At 41.0% G+C, this 18,101-nt stretch carries 15 protein-coding genes; 11 read left to right on the top strand and 4 right to left on the bottom strand.

Annotated elements, in window-relative coordinates; translation table 11 throughout:
- Nucleotides 1-184 precede the first annotated feature (184 nt).
- Complete coding sequence (locus tag AC1DYB_RS24440; protein ID WP_477438778.1) at nucleotides 185-574, top strand: hypothetical protein; 390 nt, start codon at nucleotides 185-187, stop codon at nucleotides 572-574.
- 14 nt (nucleotides 575-588) lie between these two features.
- Here the strand turns inward: AC1DYB_RS24440 and AC1DYB_RS24435 are convergent, their stop codons facing one another.
- Nucleotides 589-1,671: an acyltransferase family protein gene (locus AC1DYB_RS24435; RefSeq protein ID WP_477438776.1), complete on the bottom strand. Its 1,083-nt coding sequence runs from the start codon at nucleotides 1,669-1,671 to the stop codon at nucleotides 589-591.
- A 472-nt stretch (nucleotides 1,672-2,143) separates the two neighbouring features.
- Entirely contained in the window at nucleotides 2,144-3,454 is a 1,311-nt protein-coding gene (locus AC1DYB_RS24430) for an amidohydrolase family protein (protein ID WP_477438774.1), read from the bottom strand.
- Nucleotides 3,455-3,982: 528 nt separating this feature from the next.
- Here AC1DYB_RS24430 and AC1DYB_RS24425 point away from each other — a divergent pair.
- From AC1DYB_RS24425 to AC1DYB_RS24410, 4 genes are all read left to right on the top strand, one after another.
- Nucleotides 3,983-5,470, top strand: coding sequence for a serine hydrolase (locus tag AC1DYB_RS24425; RefSeq protein WP_477438772.1), 1,488 nt, complete (start codon nucleotides 3,983-3,985; stop codon nucleotides 5,468-5,470).
- A 384-nt stretch (nucleotides 5,471-5,854) separates the two neighbouring features.
- Nucleotides 5,855-7,558, top strand: coding sequence for a hypothetical protein (locus AC1DYB_RS24420; protein WP_477438770.1), 1,704 nt, complete (start codon nucleotides 5,855-5,857; stop codon nucleotides 7,556-7,558).
- A gap of 399 nt (nucleotides 7,559-7,957) precedes the next feature.
- The gene (locus AC1DYB_RS24415) at nucleotides 7,958-8,755 is read left to right on the top strand and encodes a helix-turn-helix domain-containing protein (RefSeq protein ID WP_477438768.1); all 798 of its coding nucleotides are present in this window, start codon (nucleotides 7,958-7,960) and stop codon (nucleotides 8,753-8,755) included.
- Nucleotides 8,756-8,848: 93 nt separating this feature from the next.
- Entirely contained in the window at nucleotides 8,849-9,232 is a 384-nt protein-coding gene (locus tag AC1DYB_RS24410; protein ID WP_477438766.1) for a VOC family protein, read from the top strand.
- A gap of 319 nt (nucleotides 9,233-9,551) precedes the next feature.
- Here AC1DYB_RS24410 and AC1DYB_RS24405 read toward each other — a convergent pair whose 3' ends face one another.
- Entirely contained in the window at nucleotides 9,552-9,974 is a 423-nt protein-coding gene (locus tag AC1DYB_RS24405; protein WP_477438764.1) for a VOC family protein, read from the bottom strand.
- Between the two features lie 123 nt (nucleotides 9,975-10,097).
- On the opposite strand from AC1DYB_RS24405, the gene bshA reads away from it, so the two are divergent.
- The 5 genes from bshA to AC1DYB_RS24380 all read left to right on the top strand — a co-directional run bounded on the left by bshA (nucleotide 10,098) and on the right by AC1DYB_RS24380 (nucleotide 15,702).
- Nucleotides 10,098-11,240, top strand: coding sequence for an N-acetyl-alpha-D-glucosaminyl L-malate synthase BshA (bshA, locus tag AC1DYB_RS24400; RefSeq protein WP_295715854.1), 1,143 nt, complete (start codon nucleotides 10,098-10,100; stop codon nucleotides 11,238-11,240).
- 259 nt (nucleotides 11,241-11,499) lie between these two features.
- On the top strand, nucleotides 11,500-11,934 hold the full coding sequence (gene rpiB / locus AC1DYB_RS24395) for a ribose 5-phosphate isomerase B (protein WP_477438761.1): 435 nt from the start codon (nucleotides 11,500-11,502) through the stop codon (nucleotides 11,932-11,934).
- Nucleotides 11,935-12,056: 122 nt separating this feature from the next.
- Nucleotides 12,057-13,604, top strand: coding sequence for a M28 family peptidase (locus AC1DYB_RS24390; protein ID WP_477438759.1), 1,548 nt, complete (start codon nucleotides 12,057-12,059; stop codon nucleotides 13,602-13,604).
- Nucleotides 13,605-13,762: 158 nt separating this feature from the next.
- The gene (locus AC1DYB_RS24385) at nucleotides 13,763-15,148 is read left to right on the top strand and encodes a LutB/LldF family L-lactate oxidation iron-sulfur protein (RefSeq protein WP_477438757.1); all 1,386 of its coding nucleotides are present in this window, start codon (nucleotides 13,763-13,765) and stop codon (nucleotides 15,146-15,148) included.
- 14 nt (nucleotides 15,149-15,162) lie between these two features.
- A complete protein-coding gene (locus AC1DYB_RS24380) occupies nucleotides 15,163-15,702 on the top strand; it encodes a dihydrofolate reductase family protein (protein ID WP_477438755.1) in 540 nt (179 codons plus the stop codon).
- A 219-nt stretch (nucleotides 15,703-15,921) separates the two neighbouring features.
- Here AC1DYB_RS24380 and AC1DYB_RS24375 read toward each other — a convergent pair whose 3' ends face one another.
- Nucleotides 15,922-16,527: an HAD family hydrolase gene (locus AC1DYB_RS24375; RefSeq protein ID WP_477438753.1), complete on the bottom strand. Its 606-nt coding sequence runs from the start codon at nucleotides 16,525-16,527 to the stop codon at nucleotides 15,922-15,924.
- Between the two features lie 258 nt (nucleotides 16,528-16,785).
- On the opposite strand from AC1DYB_RS24375, the gene AC1DYB_RS24370 reads away from it, so the two are divergent.
- The gene (locus AC1DYB_RS24370) at nucleotides 16,786-18,057 is read left to right on the top strand and encodes a glycosyltransferase (protein ID WP_477438751.1); all 1,272 of its coding nucleotides are present in this window, start codon (nucleotides 16,786-16,788) and stop codon (nucleotides 18,055-18,057) included.
- The last annotated feature ends 44 nt before the right edge of the window (nucleotides 18,058-18,101 follow it).

Below are 18,101 nucleotides of genomic sequence, written 5' to 3'. Positions count from 1 at the left end.
TTTAGGTCGATGTCAGTTTTATAAAGTCATGAGGGCTCTGCGCTTTTGAACATGGCTGCATACTTGCGCCAAATGGGGATCCGGCCTATATGCGTGGAGGCTTAAGCGTTCAGGAGTTTCCAATTAATGCAAAATTTATTCAGATCCGCTATTATATCAGGGTTAATAACTTAAAACCTTAATCATGGCATACCAGGTTGTAAGCGGAGAAATTTCTACCGGAGTATTGTACTCAGTTGCCGGGGCGCAATCTGTTACTTATAACAGTGTGACCTATGCAACCGGCCAACAGTTTAGAGGTGTTACGAACGTTAAAACATTTACATATCCTGGTTCGGGAACACAAGAATTAAATGAGGTTTTTGAGTTTGCAGGAAGTGGAGTTGTATTTATCCAGGATGGCAATGATAATCCCCTTTTTTCAGATGTAACGCTTTTAAAAGGGATGGCTATTGAGTTTGCACTCAATGATGCCGAAAAAATTGTTAACGAGGTTACAAAAATACAGGGCTTTGCGCTGGAATTGATTGATTACCCTTTTTATTCATTTGCGGTTGTTGAAATAAGGCTTTAATATATTTTAAGCCATTAAAGGCCCTTTAAACTATTTTTTATTTTTAAAAAGTAGTTTTCATAATGAAAATACGACAGGTAGGAAACCGATGCCAATAAAATGAGATTGATGGGATATTGAATGAATGGGAGTTTAGGATTGTTAGACAAGAATAGCTGCTGCCATATATAAATACTGTATGACAAAACACCTATAAAGTTAAGTATTTTGAGATTTAAAAATTTAAACAAAAAGTTATTTTTAGGGATGACATTATTGACAATGATAAGGCCGATAAACATCGATATAATTAAATTTATAAAACATGACCTAACACTCAATTGAGCATCGAACCTAAGGTAAAAAATCATAAAAAGAGATAACAGTGTTATGGGTAGACTAAATCGGCGGATATATATATATCCTTTAAATAGTAATATAGAAAATAGACAACCTACAGCAATCCCTTGAAATTTTATCAAAAACCGTAAGGCGGCCGCTATTATGCCTACATTTAAAATAACAATAAAACGTTGCAGATAGATTAAGATTGGTAAGAATAACACTATTACCAATATGATGGCAACGTATACCTGGAATTTTCTTTCGACAAAAAAGGGAAGAAAAATGTAAAATTGCTCCTCTACAGATAGTGTCCAGTAGTGCGCCAAAAACCAGTCAAAGTGCAGACGACGAAAATACGATATATCTGCAGTAAAAAAGATAGCAGAAAAAAAATTGTAAAAATCAGTTTGCAAGCTGAATATACAATTGAGTATAAATATAACTAAAATATAAAGGTAAGCAACAGGTAGTATTCGTAAAGCACGCTTAATGTAAAATTTTTTAAGCGATAAGGTACCAGTTGTTATTTTTTCTTTAATACATAAAGTTGTTATCAAAAACCCGCTGATCACAAAAAAAATATCAACTCCTAAAGGACCTATAAAGATCAAATCTTCAAAATGACGATTATAGTTTAGTATAAAATGGTGAAGAACTACCATTATGATTGATATTCCTCTCAGCCCATTTAAAGATGGATAAACCGTTTGATTAAGTACAGCAGGTATTTGTTTAATTTCTGAAAACAGGTTAACGGCGTTGGTAAATTTCACTTAAGGGTAGCACTATAAGCTCTAAAAGTCAAAGATACAAAAACACAGGGGGTTGAGCTGGAATTGATTGATTATCCTCTTTTATAATATTTAGCGGCCTAATAATACTTAAAGCTCCTTTAATGATTTAAAGGGGCTTTTTAAAACGAGGTCTTAAAAAAAGTAACTTTTGAAGGGTAAAAATATTGCATTACCCTACGTCTAAACAAACCTTTTGTACTTTTAAAAACCGGGACAAAAACAGGACGTTTGGTTTTAAAAAATTGGGACGTTTAGTTTTGGCGATTTTAAACCATACTAAATTTATGATAAGGCACTAATTTATCCAAGGTTAAGAAAACACCACTTTTAAAGTCAACCATCATTTGGCATGAGCCTGATTCGTCGAGATGAACCTCTATTGCTCCCCTGTGACCATTTTTCCCCATTTGGCACGAGGCCAAAAGCGCGGAGTACTCGTGACTCCGACATACTACTTATTCACGTATACCACCCCATCCTTCATTACAAAATGGATATTCAAAATTGCGTGTATATCCGTATCAATATTATCGTCCACGGCGACAATATCAGCAAGGAAACCAGTTTTGAGAGCGCCTATTTTGTTAGACATATTTAGCTGCTTTGCTGCGTTAATGGTAGCAAATTGTAGGATTTGTGGGATACTTACGCCTTCTTCGTGATAACCAATGAGCGTGTGTTTAGACCAAGCCGCGTAAGGCATCTTTACGTCGATATAATCATCAGAGCCAGCAGCTATCATAACCTCATATTTGAGGGCGCGTTGCAGGCGGCTGGCCTGGGCATTTATCATCTTTTTTATTTGTGTCCCTGCGTTTTTGTCATCGGGGTAGGCAATCTTCACATAGTTTGCAAAAATGGTGCTATCGCCATCAGTCGGCACCAGTATAACTTTCTTTTTGGCCATCATTATAAGCGTGCTGTCCGCCACTTCATAGCCGTGTTCAATGCCGTCAACCCCGGCAATTACGGCATTGTAAACTGCCTGATTATCGGTAGCATGAGCAGTCACCCTAATATGATAGCGATGCGCCTCGTTAACTATTGCCCGCATCTCATCAACCGAAAGCGCGGTACGATTAGGGGTATTGTTGGAATAAATTTTAATCACGTTTACCCCCTGAGTAACATTTTCACGTACGGCCTGTATGGCATCAACAGGGCCGGTTACTATGCGGTATTCATCATTTGCAATTCCGCGATGCTGGTAAATCAGCCCGGGCAGTTGGCCGCCTTCGCTGGAAAGTCCCTGTCCGGCACAACTCATACGTGGCCCAGCAACTAAACCATCCTCAATAGCTTTGCGCAAAGCTATATCCGCAAATTTACCGGAGTTACCCAAATCCTGCACGGAAGTAATGCCCGCCTCTAAATAGGCTTTGGCTCTTACAGCCCCATAAATGGCCCGGTAAGCATCGCCCTGCTGGGTTAAGACCTTTTCTAAAGAAAGCGTTGAAAAGTCCATGTCGGCATGCAGCTCTTCCCTAAAAAGCAGGTGTGTATGCGAATCAATAAGGCCCGGCAAAATAGTGTATTTAGAAAGATCAATGAGCTGATGATCTTGCTTCTCATTGGCGGTAACATCCTTGTCGGGCTTAACGCCTTCTATCCTATTGCCATCAACCAACACATCCAAACCAATTTTAAATGTTCCCGTTTCACTATCAAACAGTTTACCGGTTTTAATGAGATACTTATGGCTGATTTGCGCTTTGGAAAAGTATGGAAGAAGTAGCAGGGCGAGGAAAATTGTTTTTTTCATATATGATTATAAGTCTCGGTATAATTAAAGGAGCCCCGCCGAATAAATCTTGTGTGGTGCCAATTAAATTTAGAACCACGATTAATTATATCAAACCTTTGACCCGCCCAAAAACATTTAGTTACAAAAAAGAACAAGAAACCTATCCTATTCTCATTTGGCGCGAGAATGCAGCCACGGCCAAAAGCGTGGAGTACTCGTGACTTTATAGTCTCGAATTGGCCTGTAAAAGTACATAATAATCCCATACTTACAGAGCCGCTCTGCTTCTTGGGGATTGCTTCCCCCCTATTTGGCGCATTTGTTATTAGGGTATGTGCATGCCAAAAAGGCCTGTCACCCTGAGCCTGTCGAAGGGTCGCGCACAAAGGCCTTTGCCCACATGTATAGCTATTTCCGGACGGGTCATAAAAGATCAAAAGTGAACACCGATTGTTCGATTTTATTACAATTCGGCAATCAATAGATTTCTATATATCTGATTATCAAAAATTTAATATCAGGCATGAATTTTAATATAATTAGGTTATGAAAAAATTAGTACTATCCTTTAATCTCCTTATTTGTACTTGCTCCCTTTTAAATGCTCAAACCATCGATTCGATTATAACGCATGCTGCAAATAAATTTATAGCTAGCGGATCACGAGTAGGTTTTTCAGTTGGAGTGATAAAAAATGACTCAACTTATAGATACAATTTTGGTGTTGTCCAAAGAGATAAAAAAAATACGCCTACTGATCAAACCATTTACGAAATAGGATCGGTTACCAAGACATTTACCAGTTTGTTACTTGCGGAGGCTGTAATTAAGCATAAGGTGAAACTAAGTGATGATATCCGAAAATATCTTAAGGGAAATTATCCCAACCTGCAATATAACGGCAAACCAATTCAACTTTTATATTTGGTCAACTTAACTTCGGGGCTCCCAAATAATCTTCCAGAAAAAATGCCGGAGATGAAAACTTTGAATCCTGATTCTCAAATCTTCGAGATTCGAAATTTTCATGATTCCTATACAAAAACTAAATTTCTGACAGACCTTCATTCAGTAAAGCTGATTGAAGAACCTGGGTTGAATCCTGCACATTCTAATACGGCAGCGGAACTACTGGGATTTTTGTTGGAAGATATTTATGGTGCAAAATATGAAGTGCTCCTTAGAAAATATATTACCGAGCCCTTAAAAATGGGAAGTACGTTTGTTTTAGTTCCAGTGTCAAAAAAAGCTCTTTATGTCCCGGGCTACAATGATAAAGGTTCATTGATGCCTGAGATTCCCAAAGACGCAGGCAGTGCAGGAATATTAAAATCATCCCTCGCTGATATGATCAGTTACATGAAAAATCAGCTCGAAGAAAAAGACAAGGCAATAATAATGAGCCATAAACCAACTTGGGGGAATCCTGAAAATTTTGCTATCGGCTTAAATTGGTCAATAAAAACAAATTTTGATGGCATTACCAAAATATGGACGTCTGGAGGAACCTTTGGTCAGTCCTGCTACATTTGCCTTTACCCCAGCAGAGATTTTGGTGTTGTCATACTAACAAATGAGAGTGACAACCAAGTAGAAGATCGGCTATCGGATATGGCTCAAACAATTTATAATGAAATTTATTTTACTTCCCGGCAACGATCTTCCGAAGGATTTGGATTTTCTGCTTCAATAAATACCTTGCTCGATACTTTAAATAAATATGGTTTCGAAAATGCTGTTAAAGTAGTTGGTAATTTAAAGAAAAAAAAAACCTCGTTCAAACTGTTAGAAGAGGAATTGAATTTATGGGGGTATAAACTTTTCTTCAAAGACCAAAAATCAAAAGCACTGGAGATTTTCAAATTGAACGTAAATCTTTACCCAGAAAGTCCAAACACTTATGATAGTCTCGCCGAGACCTATGAGGATATGGGAGATAAGGCATCTGCTATTGAAAATTATAAACGGGAGCTTTTTTTTAACCCAAAAAACAATGACGTAGCTGAGCATTTAAAAAAGTTAGAAGAAAAATAGCATTTAGCCAATGGTCGACGCTATTACAGCCCCACGTAGCGCAACCATGCAGCCCTAGCCAAAAGCGAAGAGAATTCGTGACTTTATAAAACCACATGAGGGACAAATTAGTTTCAGCATGTTGCATTAACAAACAACAAGGTGTACGACAAACCGTGTCGTAGTTACTTTTATTAACAATCTGATAATTAACTAATTGCATCTTATTTAAAAATTGTTCCGCAAAGTTACCCATTACTATGTGAAACACTTTTACTACGGTTGCCGTAATCCTTCCGCCCCTCCCACCCACTTCCCCCATCAGACAGATAAGGATGCCGTCAAATTATTATTTTATTAGGTTAGTCGGTTAATATCCTATGTTACCAAACATTACCTATTTTTATGATTTTGACAAAAACTAAAGCAGCGGGCAAATTCAGTATGCACGTGCTCAGCGCACTGTTTACACTTATTGCTGCAAATTCTTTCGCTCAAAGCAAAACAACATCATCAGGCGATACCACCCCAAAAATCGTCAACATTGTCAATTTCATTCGCCTGTTGGAGCCACGTGATCCGCTGATTACACAGGACGTATTGTACCAAACAGTAGTAAAACAAGTAGAGACCATGCAGAAATATCACCTCGGCGGCACTTTTCTGTTACAGTATGATGCGCTGATTGATAAAAGATACCAGAAATTATTGGCCGGCCTGCCCAAAGGCACTTTTGAAATTGGCGCCTGGTGGGAGATCCCGCAGCCGATGGTTGAAAATGCAGGTCTTAAATGGCGTGGTCGTTATCCATGGGATTGGCGGGCAAACATCGGCTTTTCTACAGGTTACACACCTAAGGAGCGCGAAAAGCTGATAGACGTTTATTTCAGAGATTTTAAAAAAGCCTTTGGCTATTATCCTAAGTCTGTTGGTTCCTGGTTTATTGATGCATACAGTTTAAACTATATGTACCAAAAGTACCATATTGTGGCCTCCAGCAACTGCAAGGATCAATATGGTACAGATGGTTATACCCTATGGGGCGGATACTGGAATCAAGCCTATTATCCAAGTAAAATAAACTCCTACATGCCGGCCCAACATGAGCAGGACCAAATCCCTGTCCCTATCTTCCGGATGCTGGGGAGCGATCCTATCCGCCAGTACGATAACGGACTGGGGACTACCCGGCAGGGTGTTGTTACGCTTGAACCTGTTTATAAATTTGGTGGCGGCGATTCTACCTGGGTAAACTGGTTCTTTAAATCTTTTACTGATGATAGTTCCCTTGGTTTTAACTACACACAGGCAGGCCAGGAAAATTCCTTCACCTGGGATGCTATGGCAAAGGGGCTGGAAATCCAGATGCCTTTAATGGCCAAGCTGAGGGACGAGCACAAGATCAGGGTTGAGACTATGGAACAATCGGGCTTATGGTTTAAAAAGAATTATAAAGTTACGCCGGCTACATCCTTCACCGTCAATAAAGATATTGAAGGCAGCGACCTGAAAACGGCCTGGTATAACAGTCGCTTTTACCGCATCAACATGTTATGGGAAAACGGTAGCCTGCGGATCCGTGACATTCATTTGTTTGACGAAAAGTTCCCATCGGTATATGAATCGCAGGTAGCTACATCCAACGAGTGCACATTTTTCACGCTTCCGGTTGTTGATGGTTATATCTGGAGTAAACCCAACCAGATAGCCGGCTTGCGTTTAAAGGCAATGGTAGATGGCAAAGAAATTTTGCTAAAAGGGAACGATCCCATATTTACCAATACAGGCAAAAGCACTATGCATATATCATGGCCCTTAACTTCGGTAGATGGTTCATTGGAAATAGACTTAACCGAAAAACTGGTTAAGGTAAGCCTAATAAGCCATACCCAATGCGATTGGTTTTTTGAATTGACCGCCGCGCCCGGTGCACAGATGCCATTTAAAAACATCTCGCCTACGCAAATTGATTGCCGGTTCGAAAAAACAAATTATAAATTAAAAGCTGTAGAGGGTGCCTTTTCCAAACCCGATAACGGATCTGTTTGGAGAATAAAACCACGCATGAATAAACTGATATTAAACCTTGCAGATATTGCAAAACCCTAAGACACGATGCCGGCAGGTGTAAAATCTATTGTGCAATTTTATACACTATTACACACAAATATGTACAGGTTTACAATTTCAAAATTTGCCTTGACTGTTATAAAGTTAAATTACATATTTGATCAGCTTTAGTTAATAGGTGCGGGAGTTAGGTGTAGGTCTTAACTCCCCTCCTTAACCACCTTATCACTATTTTAAGCATTTCGCGCTATTCCTCCCCTGTTCAAAATTCTTGATTTTGGTTAACCATCTTTTCTACAGATTACCAGGAAGAGCCTATCTTATCGCTCATTAATAACGCTTTTGCCGGTAGTGATATTAAATGTGATATAGCTGTTACCCAACAAAAAAATCCTAAATTTAAATAATCAATCCAGGCTCCTGTAGCTTAATCGCCCAATGAAGTATTATACCATTGAACCACCGGCTGTATTAAAACCTTATGTGAGGTTTTTTTGGGTACTGGAGCATGAACTTGCGCCGGGCCAGCCGGAGTATGTGTACCGTTCCATTGCCGATAGCTGTACCGAAATGGTGTTTCATTACCGGGCTACTTTTGATGAACTAACCGATAGCGGCCAAAATGCAGGGCCGTCTGGGATCCAATTTCAATCAAGCGGGTACAGGCGGTTTGTAACCAGCCAGAGTTTTGGCATTTTTGGCGCCTATATTTATCCTTTCGCAGTGCCCCGCTTTTTCCGGGTTCCAAGCAGCGAGACCAGCAACCTTGCCCTGGATTATGATACCTTTTTAGGCATGCCCGGCCGCGAACTGGAAGAGCGGATCATGCTTGCCCCTGATAATTTTAAACGTGCCGCAATTTTAAGCGACTTTTTAATAGGCAGGCTACAACACAACATCCCTAAAGACGACCGCATTATTACTTCTATAAGACAAGTGATTCACTCCCGGCAAAACAAAACGGTTGCACAACTGGCCGATACGTTTAACCTATCGGTAAGGCAGTTTGACAGGCGGTTTAAGGAATACGCGGGCTTTAGTCCCAAAATTTACCTGCGCCTGGTGCGCCTGCACAACGCTATCCAGCAATATAACAGCAGCAAAACATTAACACAAATAGCGCTCGATTGCGGATACTATGATCAATCGCACTTCATACATGATGTAAAGGCTTTTACAGGCTATCATCCCGGCTTCTATTTTTCTGGCAGTGCAGAAGGGTTCCTGGGTTTGTAGTAAGCGGTAAGGGAATTTGCGAAATGAAACAATGTCCGGTTTTTACAATTTTACTTCATCAGCGCGGGCTACTTTTGTTAAAAACAAATCAATATGGAACCTTCAAAAAACATCCCCGAAAACTATCAGCGCATTATGCCTTATCTTATTGTAAAGGATGCGGCTAAATTTATTGAGTTTACGCACAATGTATTTGACGCCACGGAGCAGTACAAACACATGCGCGACGAAACGACCATTATGCATGCCGAGATCAATATTAAAGGCAGTACCATTATGTTTGCCGATTGTACCGATACCTATGCCCCACAAAATGCCGGGCTGTTTATTTATGTAGATAGCTGTGATGAAACCTACCAAAAAGCCCTTGATCATGGCGCCGAAAGTGTAATGCCCCCAGCTGACCAGCCCTATGGCCGGAGTGCCGGAGTTAAAGACCCTTTTGGCAATACCTGGTGGGTTACCAATGTGTTGTAGGCGGTTAAAACAGATGTTAAGGCATAACGGCATCTAAAGTGATTTATTAATTTTATTATACTTCTAATGAAGCACATATCCACACGTCAATTGCGAGTTGTACTACCCGGGGGACAATGAAAGGAAGATGACGTTTGAAAAGTTTGTCATCCTGAACGCAGTGAAGGATCTTCTTCGCTATAAAAGTCGGCGATGAGCAGGGCGAAGAAGATCCTTCGTTCCTCAGGATGACAAATCTTTTATGCCATTTTCCCCTTCAGGGGGCGCCGGGTTTTATACCTCGACGGCCGGTTTATTTTTTTTCAAACAGCCCTTAAGCTTATAACACTTGGTTAAACTCCAGTCTTTCGCCATCAGGCCCGGTAATGTTAAAGTATTTGCAACCGTTTTTCCAGAACTGCAAAAAAACGGGCTGCGGTTCAAGTACATTAAAACCGGCATCCGATATTACCTTAAAAGTCTCGTCAATATCGCTCACATCAAAAGCCACATGATCTATATGTCCATTACTTCTCGACCTGATCTGCGCAAGCCCGGCTTCGGGCAGTTGGTATAGCTCCATAATCATATTATCGCGCTGCATCATAACGCATGTGCCGGTGCCGCCGTCATCATTAAACTGGGCTTCCATAACGTTGCTAAACCCAAGCCGGCCGTAAAATAGCTGCGATGCGGCAAGATTAGTTACCGGTATGCCTATGTGCTGTATAGCATTGATTTTTAAATTGATAGCATTGCTCATGACTGGTGTTATTTGTAGGTAATTGATTGTTAAAAGTAACTTAACGAAGTTAAATCATTTTACACAGTGTTAACACATTTACAATAAATTGCTGTTAAACTTGCATCGAATTATAACGCATAAATGAAAATCGGAATCGTTTGCTATCCAACCTTTGGCGGAAGCGGGGTTGTTGCTACAGAACTTGGTAAAGGCCTTGCTGACCGCGGTCACCAGGTACATTTTGTTACCTATAACCAACCCGCGAGGCTTGACCTTTTTTCCGAAAACCTGTTTTATCACGAGGTATCGGTAAGTAATTATCCCCTGTTTGATTTTCCACCCTATGAGCTTGCACTGGCAAGTCGTTTAGTGGATGTTGTGCGTTTTGAAAAGCTGGATGTATTGCACGTTCATTACGCTATTCCGCATGCTTCGGCTGCATTTATGGCCAAGCAAATATTGATGACCTACGGTATTTATATCCCGGTGGTTACCACGCTGCACGGCACCGATATTACACTGGTTGGTAAAGACCATACCTTTAAACCGGTAGTTACTTTCTCCATTAATAAATCTGACGGGGTAACCGCCGTATCTGAAAACCTCAGAGAGGACACCTACAGGTTTTTTGAGATAGAGAACGATATTAAAGTGATCCCTAATTTTATCGATCTGAACCGTTTCAGCCTTAAAGCAAAAGATCACTTCAAAAAAGCAATAGCACCCTCGGGCGAAAAAATATTAGTGCATACCTCCAACTTCCGTAAGGTAAAACGTACCGAAGATGTGGTTAAAATATTTGCCAAAGTGGTTAAAAAAATCCCGTCAAAGCTATTGATGGTGGGCGATGGACCTGAACGCTCTGGCTGCGAGCAACTTTGTCGTGATCTTGGTGTTACCGATAACGTACGCTTTTTAGGTAAACAGGATGCTATTGAAGAGATATTATCCGTAGCCGACCTTTTCCTGATGCCATCACAATCAGAAAGTTTTGGTTTGGCTGCTTTAGAAGCTATGGCTTGCAAAGTACCCGTAATCAGCAGCAATGCAGGTGGTTTACCCGAACTTAATATTGACGGTGAAACAGGTTTCCTGAAAGATGTAGGCGATGTAGAAGGTATGGGCGAAAGTGCGATCTATATCCTGGAAGATGAAGCCCGCCTGGAAACTTTTAAAGAAAACGCCCTTGCCCGCGCTAAACAGTTTGATTTGGCTACCATATTACCGCTTTACGAAAACTACTACATGGAAGTGATTGAGAAGTGTAAGGATAAGGTGGTATAAGAAGTTTTTTTGTTCACGTCATTGCGATGACGTGAACAAAAAATGTTTGTCATCCTGAGCATAGCGAAGGATCTGTTATTCGCTATGCTTCTTCGCTCTGTAATTCTGCGATTAGATCCTTCACTGCGTTCAGGAGGACAAAAGTTTTTTTTAACGCCCCCCATCATTGTAACAATCCTCATAATTACAATCTGCTTCCCTGAAATCCGTGCATCTATCATCCTAATTTTGCACATTTGCAAAAAGATATTTTTGTACGATGAAAGAAGGGCTTAAAATTGCCATTGGTGCCGATCATGCCGGCTTTGATTATAAACAGGCTTTATCCGCAGAGATCCCTGCAGATCAACTCACAGATTTCGGAACTTATTCAAGCGCCTCTGTTGATTATCCCGACTTTGCACATCCTGTAGCATCTGCAGTTCAAAGTGGCGAATGCGATCTTGGCGTACTAGTTTGCGGCAGCGCCAATGGGGTTGCCATAACAGCCAACAAACACCAGGGCATCCGTGCGGCAATCTGCTGGAACGAAGAGCTGGCCATACTGGCCCGTAGCCACAATAATGCCAATATCGTTTGTATTCCCGCTCGCTTTATCAGCATTGACGAAGCTCAAAAAATCGTGAACGCATTTTTCAATACCGACTTTGAAGGCGGCAGGCACGCTACAAGAGTAGGAAAAATGGCCTGCTGAGAGCGGACAAAAGATTTTTGGACAAAGGAAAAAGCATAAAGCCAAAGGCTTAAAGCACAAAGCTATGATCTGTAAGCCATCAATCCTGAACTAAAAAGAAACTGACTTAATTATTATCATAAATGAAAAAAATCACATTACTTGCGCTCTCTGCTGTTGTTGCGGCAAATGCCTGCGCGCAACAAAACCCTACGGCGATGAAGTACGCGAAGCTCATCAGCGCCGAGGATGCTAAAAAGCATTTGAGTATTTTAGCCTCTGACGAATTTGAAGGTCGCGAAACCGGCAAGCCCGGCGCCGAAAAAGCAGCCAATTACATTGCCGCCGAATTTAAAAGATTAGGTCTGCAAGCCCCCGTGAAAGGCTCGTACTTTTTTGATGTGCCGTTGGTGCAAAACGCTTTAAAAGTAACAACACTTACCATTAATGGAAAGCCGTTTGCGTTAGGACAGGATTTTTTTCCGAATGGTACAATTCCTGATAATAACATAAAAGCAGCCGGGTTTGTATTTGTTGGCTTTGGTACCGATAGCGAATTAGGCAGTACAGATTTAACCAATAAGGTTGTATTGTGGATAAATGAAGATAAGCCAGAGGCGGGTAAAACTCCAAATACCTCTGTGCGCATGGGTACAGCGCGCCTGCAAATATTAAAGAATCTGCAAAGCAAAAACCCTTCGCTTATTTTGGCGGCAAATGGCGATTTAACAAATTTGCTTAAACGTTACGGCAAAAGTATTGCCAGCCCTCGTTTAACTATTAAGGAGGAAGCCGGAGCGCCTAAGATTGCCGGAGCATTACACATCACCACTGCTATGGCCGATGAGCTGGTTAAATCAACCGGGAAAACATTTGCTGATTTAAAGGCGGCGGCTGCTACAACTCCGGTTGTAACTGCAAATGTAGATTTTGTAGCTGCATACGCCAATGAACAAACTCCTGTGAAAGCAGTTGATGTGGTAGGATTTATGCCCGGTACCGATTTAAAAGATGAAGTATTGGTATTTTCTGCACACTATGATCACATTGGCTTAAACCCCGATGGAAAAGATAAAGTGAACAATGGTGCCGATGATGACGGATCTGGTACAACAGGCATCCTTGAAATTGCCCGTGCATTTTCGCAGGCAAAAAAAGATGGTCATGGCCCGCGCCGCAGTGTGCTGTTTTTAGGTAACGTAGGCGAAGAAAAAGGATTGTTAGGTTCTGAATACTATACCGATCATCCGGTTTATCCGTTGGCTAACACCATTACCGACCTTAATATTGATATGATAGGCCGTGTGGGTGAAGAATATATTGGCAAACCCGATTCTGCAAACTATGTATACTCTATAGGTTCGGCCATGCTGAGTAAAGACCTGCATGACATTGGCGAAAAAGCGAATGACACTTACACCAAACTGAAATTGGATTACAAATATGATGATCCTAATGATCCTAACAGGTTTTACTACCGCAGCGATCATTACAACTTCGCCAAACATGGTGTGCCCATCATATTTTACTTCAATGGTGTACATGCCGATTATCACCAGCCAGGTGATGAGGTGAGCAAGATCAACTTCCCATTATTGGCAAAACGTACGCAATTGGTATTTTACACAGGTTGGGAATTAGCTAACCGCGATAAAAAACCGGTGATAGACGTAACACCACCATCAAAATAGGTGAATTGTTGATTGAATTTAAAGAGGAATAAATACTACCAGGAGGCGCAATATTTGCGCCTCTTTTTGTTTCAAACCTTGAACGTCAAATAATTTAATCTAACTTAATCAACCATTCGCCTAAACAACTTCTCACAAAAAAACCTAAATTCGCATATATGGGAAGCACTGCCGAAGAATTTTTGGTTGCCTCGGAAGAAAAGGCATTTGATGTAGATCACCGCCGTATTATCAATAACAGTATTGATAAATACAACGCGGCTGCAGCAAGCGGACTTTCAAGGATCATTAATCTGGATAATGCCAAAAAGAAAGGGCATGTGATTAAGTGGAAAGTGATGGAAAACCTGGATAAGTTTTTACCGGAGTTTGAAGCCAATTTTCAGCGCCGCGGCGGCAAGGTGATCTGGGCTAATGATGCCGAAGAAGCCAATCGCGAAATCCTGAACATCATCCAAAAGGCAAAAGCCACAACCGTAGTAAAATCAAAATCAATGGTTACCGAGGAAATTCATTTGAATGAATTTTTGAAGGAGAACCATATTGAATCCTTAGAAACCGACCTTGGTGAATACATAGTTCAGCTTTTAGGGCAGGCTCCTTACCATATTGTTACGCCGGCTATGCACCTCAGTAAAGAGGATATTGCCAAACTGTTTCATGAGCGCTTTGGCAGCCCGCTTGATGCTACACCAGAGCAGCTTACTTTAAAAGCCCGCGAACTGCTTCGTGATAAATATTTACAGGCCGATGTGGGTATAACAGGAGCCAACTTTTTGCTGGCTGATACCGGCAGTATCGCCATCAGCGAAAATGAGGGTAACGCCCGCTTATGCACCACCTTCCCCAGGGTACATATTGTGGTGGCAGGTATTGAAAAAATCATTCCGTCAATTACTGATCTGGATTTGTTTTGGCCTATGCTATCTACCCACGGTACAGGACAAAATCTTACGGTATATAACACCATTTTAAGTGGTCCGCGCCAGCCAAATGAAACCGATGGACCCGAGGAGATGTATGTGGTGTTGATTGATAATGGCCGCACCAACCTGCTTGCCCAAAAGGAGCAGCGCCAGGGATTATATTGCATCCGTTGCGGGGCTTGCCTTAATGTGTGCCCGGTTTATCAAAATATTGGGGGCCATACCTATAATATAACCTATAGCGGGCCAATTGGCTCCGTTATTACTCCACATACCAATGGCATGGAGGAGTTTAAACACCTTAGCTATGCTTCAAGCCTTTGCGGCAGCTGCACCGAAGTTTGCCCTGTAAAAATAGATATCCATAAAATGCTGCTGCTTAATCGCCGTGATGCCGTTAACCAGGGCTTTGTTACTAATAAAGAGCGCTGGGGCTGGGCCATCTGGAAAAAAGGTATGCTTAAACGTAACCTTACCGATTTTTTTGGCGGCAAAATGAAAAACTTTTTACTCCGGTTTTTCTTTAAAAGCACCTGGGGCCATTTAAGAGAAATGCCGGATGTTGCCGATAAATCATTCAGCAAACAATGGAAAGATAAACACCAGGGCGAAGAATAATCATACCTATTAGTATGCGGAAAGTAGTTTTAAACCTGGCCATGAGCCTCGATGGTTTTATTGAAGGGCCAAACGGCGAATATGATTGGTGCCTTACCGATCAGGATTACGGGATGACAGATTTCCTGAACAATGCCGATGCCATTTTCCTTGGCCGTAAAAGTTATGAAATACTCATGAACGCGGGGCCTGAATTGTTTGGGGCACTTAAAATGTATGTCTTCTCGGATACGCTGACAACGGTGCCGGGCAATTCAGAAATTATTCGCCGGGCAGATTTTAAACAACGTGTTGAAGAGATCAGGCATCAACCCGGTGGTAACATCTGGCTGTTTGGAGGCGCTCAATTGATTTCGGCATTTATAGAGCAACGGCAGATTAATGAGTTTATATTGTCTGTTCACCCCGTAATTTTAGGCGCTGGTAAACCGCTGTTCATCGTTAAAGATCGTACCAAACTGATGTTTCTTGGTAGCGAACAATTTTCAACCGGCCTGGTTCAGCTCAGGTATACCTTTAGTCCGGAGTTTGATTACAGCATGATTGATCTTTAGATTACACGGATTTAAAAATTACACGGACTAAAATTCTGCTCCGTTAGGATCTAACTGTTTGTAGAATCATTCCTATTAATTCTTTTGCCCGGTATGGGCTACCCTTCCATATTTAGGTTGCACCTACGGCGCAAAATCTCATTTCGTGTTGTTTTGCTACAAACAGGTAACCCCTACGGGGTACATCGACTTAATTGCGCAATACAAATACCATATCTATTACAAAATCCCAAGCTCTCTCAATTCCGCTGCCAATTCATCCGCGGATTTGAAGTGAATACTTTTAATCCCTTCTTTTTCTGCAGCTAAAACATTGCGATAATTATCATCAATAAATAAAGCATCTTCGGGCTTTACATTATACCGATCAAGCAGTACCTGGTAAAACTCAGGGGCTGGCTTGCGCATTTTTTCGGTACCAGATACCACCACCCCATCAAACCAGTCTAAAAAATCAAAACGCGCCACCGCAAACGGAAAAGTTTCTGCCGACCAGTTGGTGAGTGCGTATATCTTGTATTTCTTACTCTCCTTTAACTGTTTAAAAACCTCAACCGTTCCGTGAAAAGGCTCGCCAAGCATTTCAACCCACCGGCCGTAAAAAGCCCGGATATTTGCCTCATGCTCCGGGAATTGGGCAATAAGCAGTTCGGTACCTTCATGTAAGGAACGACCGGCATCCTGCTCCTCATTCCAATCGGATGTGCAAACCGTGGCCAAAAAGTTTTTCATTTCCTGCTCGTCATCAAATATGGTACGATATACATAATGCGGGTTCCAGTCAATCAAAACTGCACCGAGGTCGAATATGATGGTATTGATCATTTTTTAAAGCTTTAAACAAATAAACACTTTAAAATTTATTTAGAGATCAAACAATTGAATAATTTTGCTTTATTGCCAATCGACCAAAAATTTGCGCGCTTCGATAGACGCTGCCCTGTCAAATATATGGATCAGTACTCCATCACGCCTTTTAATCCATCACGCCTATTGCTTATATATTATATGAAAATGTTAATATTAAAATAAATACTTACATTTAAAAACTTAAACCATCAAAAAGCTTCACGGGCGAAAATTATGCACTTTGCAATTACTACTTACGGTTCGAGGGGTGACGTTCAGCCTTTTGTTTCTTTGGCTTTAGGACTAATGGACAAGGGCCATCAGGTGACGTTACTGGCACCTGAAAATTTCAAAGACTTTGTAAATGGACATGGCGTAGATTTTCATGCCTTGCATGGCAACGTAGAAGAAATTATACATTCTCCCGAAGGGTTACGCGTATTAAAAACCGGAAATACATTCTCCCTTTTGCGTTATATGCAAAAGGCCGGCCGAAAACTTCAACCCATAATAAATAAGGACATATTATCAGGATGTGCAAATGCAGATGTGATCATTTCCAGTGTATTATGCATACCGTGGGTTGGCGCAGTTGCAGAGAAGCTGAATAAAAGTTGGGGGATCATTCAGTTTCAGCCCCCAAGTAGCCCGACTAAAGCCTTTCCATTTGTTGGTTTGAACTTTTTTAATTCCCCCAATTATAACCTCTTTACCTATTGGCTTTTAAGAACAATCGACTGGTCTTTGAACAAAAAAGGAATTAATAAATTTCGAATTTCATTGGGTCTAAATCCATTAAAAAGGCCCATACTTGAGAGTATCCATTCGGAAAACATTCTTAATTTATATTGCTTTAGTCACCTGCTTATTGAACGTCCTGACGATTGGCCGAGTAATACTCACGTAAGAGGTTTCATAACGTCGGCTGATAGAAAAACAGCAAATAATTTACGGCAAATTGATGAGGCTTTATTAAGATGGATTGATGAGGGCGAAAAGCCGGTTTACATTGGATTCGGGAGTATGCCGATTCCAGATCCCGAATTATTTAGTACCATTTTAACAGAAATTGTTCTAAAAAATAATATTAGAATAGTATTTTGTAAAGGGTGGGCCATACTTCCCGGCATACCCTCCCATCCCAATTTATTTGTTTTGGATTTTGTAAATCACGAATGGCTCTTACCAAAATGTTCATCAGCAATAATCCATGGTGGTGCCGGAACCTTGGCTGCTGTTTTAAAGGCCAAAATTCCATTAGTCGTCGTCTCCGTTTTTGGCGATCAGCCCTGGTGGGGGTCAATCATTGAAAGCAAACGATTAGGGATTCATTTACCTTTTAAAAAAATTACCACTGCCAGGATTTTAGCTGCTTTGTCCATAATTCAGACAAGTGAATATTTGAGTAACATCCATGAGATAGGGGAAGAAATTAAATTAGAAAACGGCTTACAGGCGACCATAAGTACTTTGGAAGATTATTTTGATACAAACTCGTTAAAATAAAATTACTCAATTTGTAAATACCCCGATTTAAGAAATAAATAAAA

It is taken from the genome of Mucilaginibacter sp. P2_A4 (assembly GCF_056405015.1).
The sequence above is the reverse complement of the archived record's forward strand: the minus strand, read 5'-3'. Positions and strand labels throughout refer to the sequence as shown.

Bases quoted from the DNA above. Each gene is read 5' to 3' on its own strand.
- AC1DYB_RS24440 (WP_477438778.1), top strand. From the start codon at position 185: ATGGCATACCAGGTTGTAAGCGGAGAAATTTCTACCGGAGTATTGTAC.
- AC1DYB_RS24430 (WP_477438774.1), bottom strand. From the start codon at position 3,454: ATGAAAAAAACAATTTTCCTCGCCCTGCTACTTCTTCCATACTTTTCC.
- AC1DYB_RS24425 (WP_477438772.1), top strand. From the start codon at position 3,983: ATGAAAAAATTAGTACTATCCTTTAATCTCCTTATTTGTACTTGCTCC.
- AC1DYB_RS24420 (WP_477438770.1), top strand. From the start codon at position 5,855: ATGATTTTGACAAAAACTAAAGCAGCGGGCAAATTCAGTATGCACGTG.
- AC1DYB_RS24415 (WP_477438768.1), top strand. From the start codon at position 7,958: ATGAAGTATTATACCATTGAACCACCGGCTGTATTAAAACCTTATGTG.
- AC1DYB_RS24410 (WP_477438766.1), top strand. From the start codon at position 8,849: ATGGAACCTTCAAAAAACATCCCCGAAAACTATCAGCGCATTATGCCT.
- AC1DYB_RS24405 (WP_477438764.1), bottom strand. From the start codon at position 9,974: ATGAGCAATGCTATCAATTTAAAAATCAATGCTATACAGCACATAGGC.
- bshA (WP_295715854.1), top strand. From the start codon at position 10,098: ATGAAAATCGGAATCGTTTGCTATCCAACCTTTGGCGGAAGCGGGGTT.
- rpiB (WP_477438761.1), top strand. From the start codon at position 11,500: ATGAAAGAAGGGCTTAAAATTGCCATTGGTGCCGATCATGCCGGCTTT.
- AC1DYB_RS24390 (WP_477438759.1), top strand. From the start codon at position 12,057: ATGAAAAAAATCACATTACTTGCGCTCTCTGCTGTTGTTGCGGCAAAT.
- AC1DYB_RS24385 (WP_477438757.1), top strand. From the start codon at position 13,763: ATGGGAAGCACTGCCGAAGAATTTTTGGTTGCCTCGGAAGAAAAGGCA.
- AC1DYB_RS24380 (WP_477438755.1), top strand. From the start codon at position 15,163: ATGCGGAAAGTAGTTTTAAACCTGGCCATGAGCCTCGATGGTTTTATT.
- AC1DYB_RS24375 (WP_477438753.1), bottom strand. From the start codon at position 16,527: ATGATCAATACCATCATATTCGACCTCGGTGCAGTTTTGATTGACTGG.
- AC1DYB_RS24370 (WP_477438751.1), top strand. From the start codon at position 16,786: ATGCACTTTGCAATTACTACTTACGGTTCGAGGGGTGACGTTCAGCCT.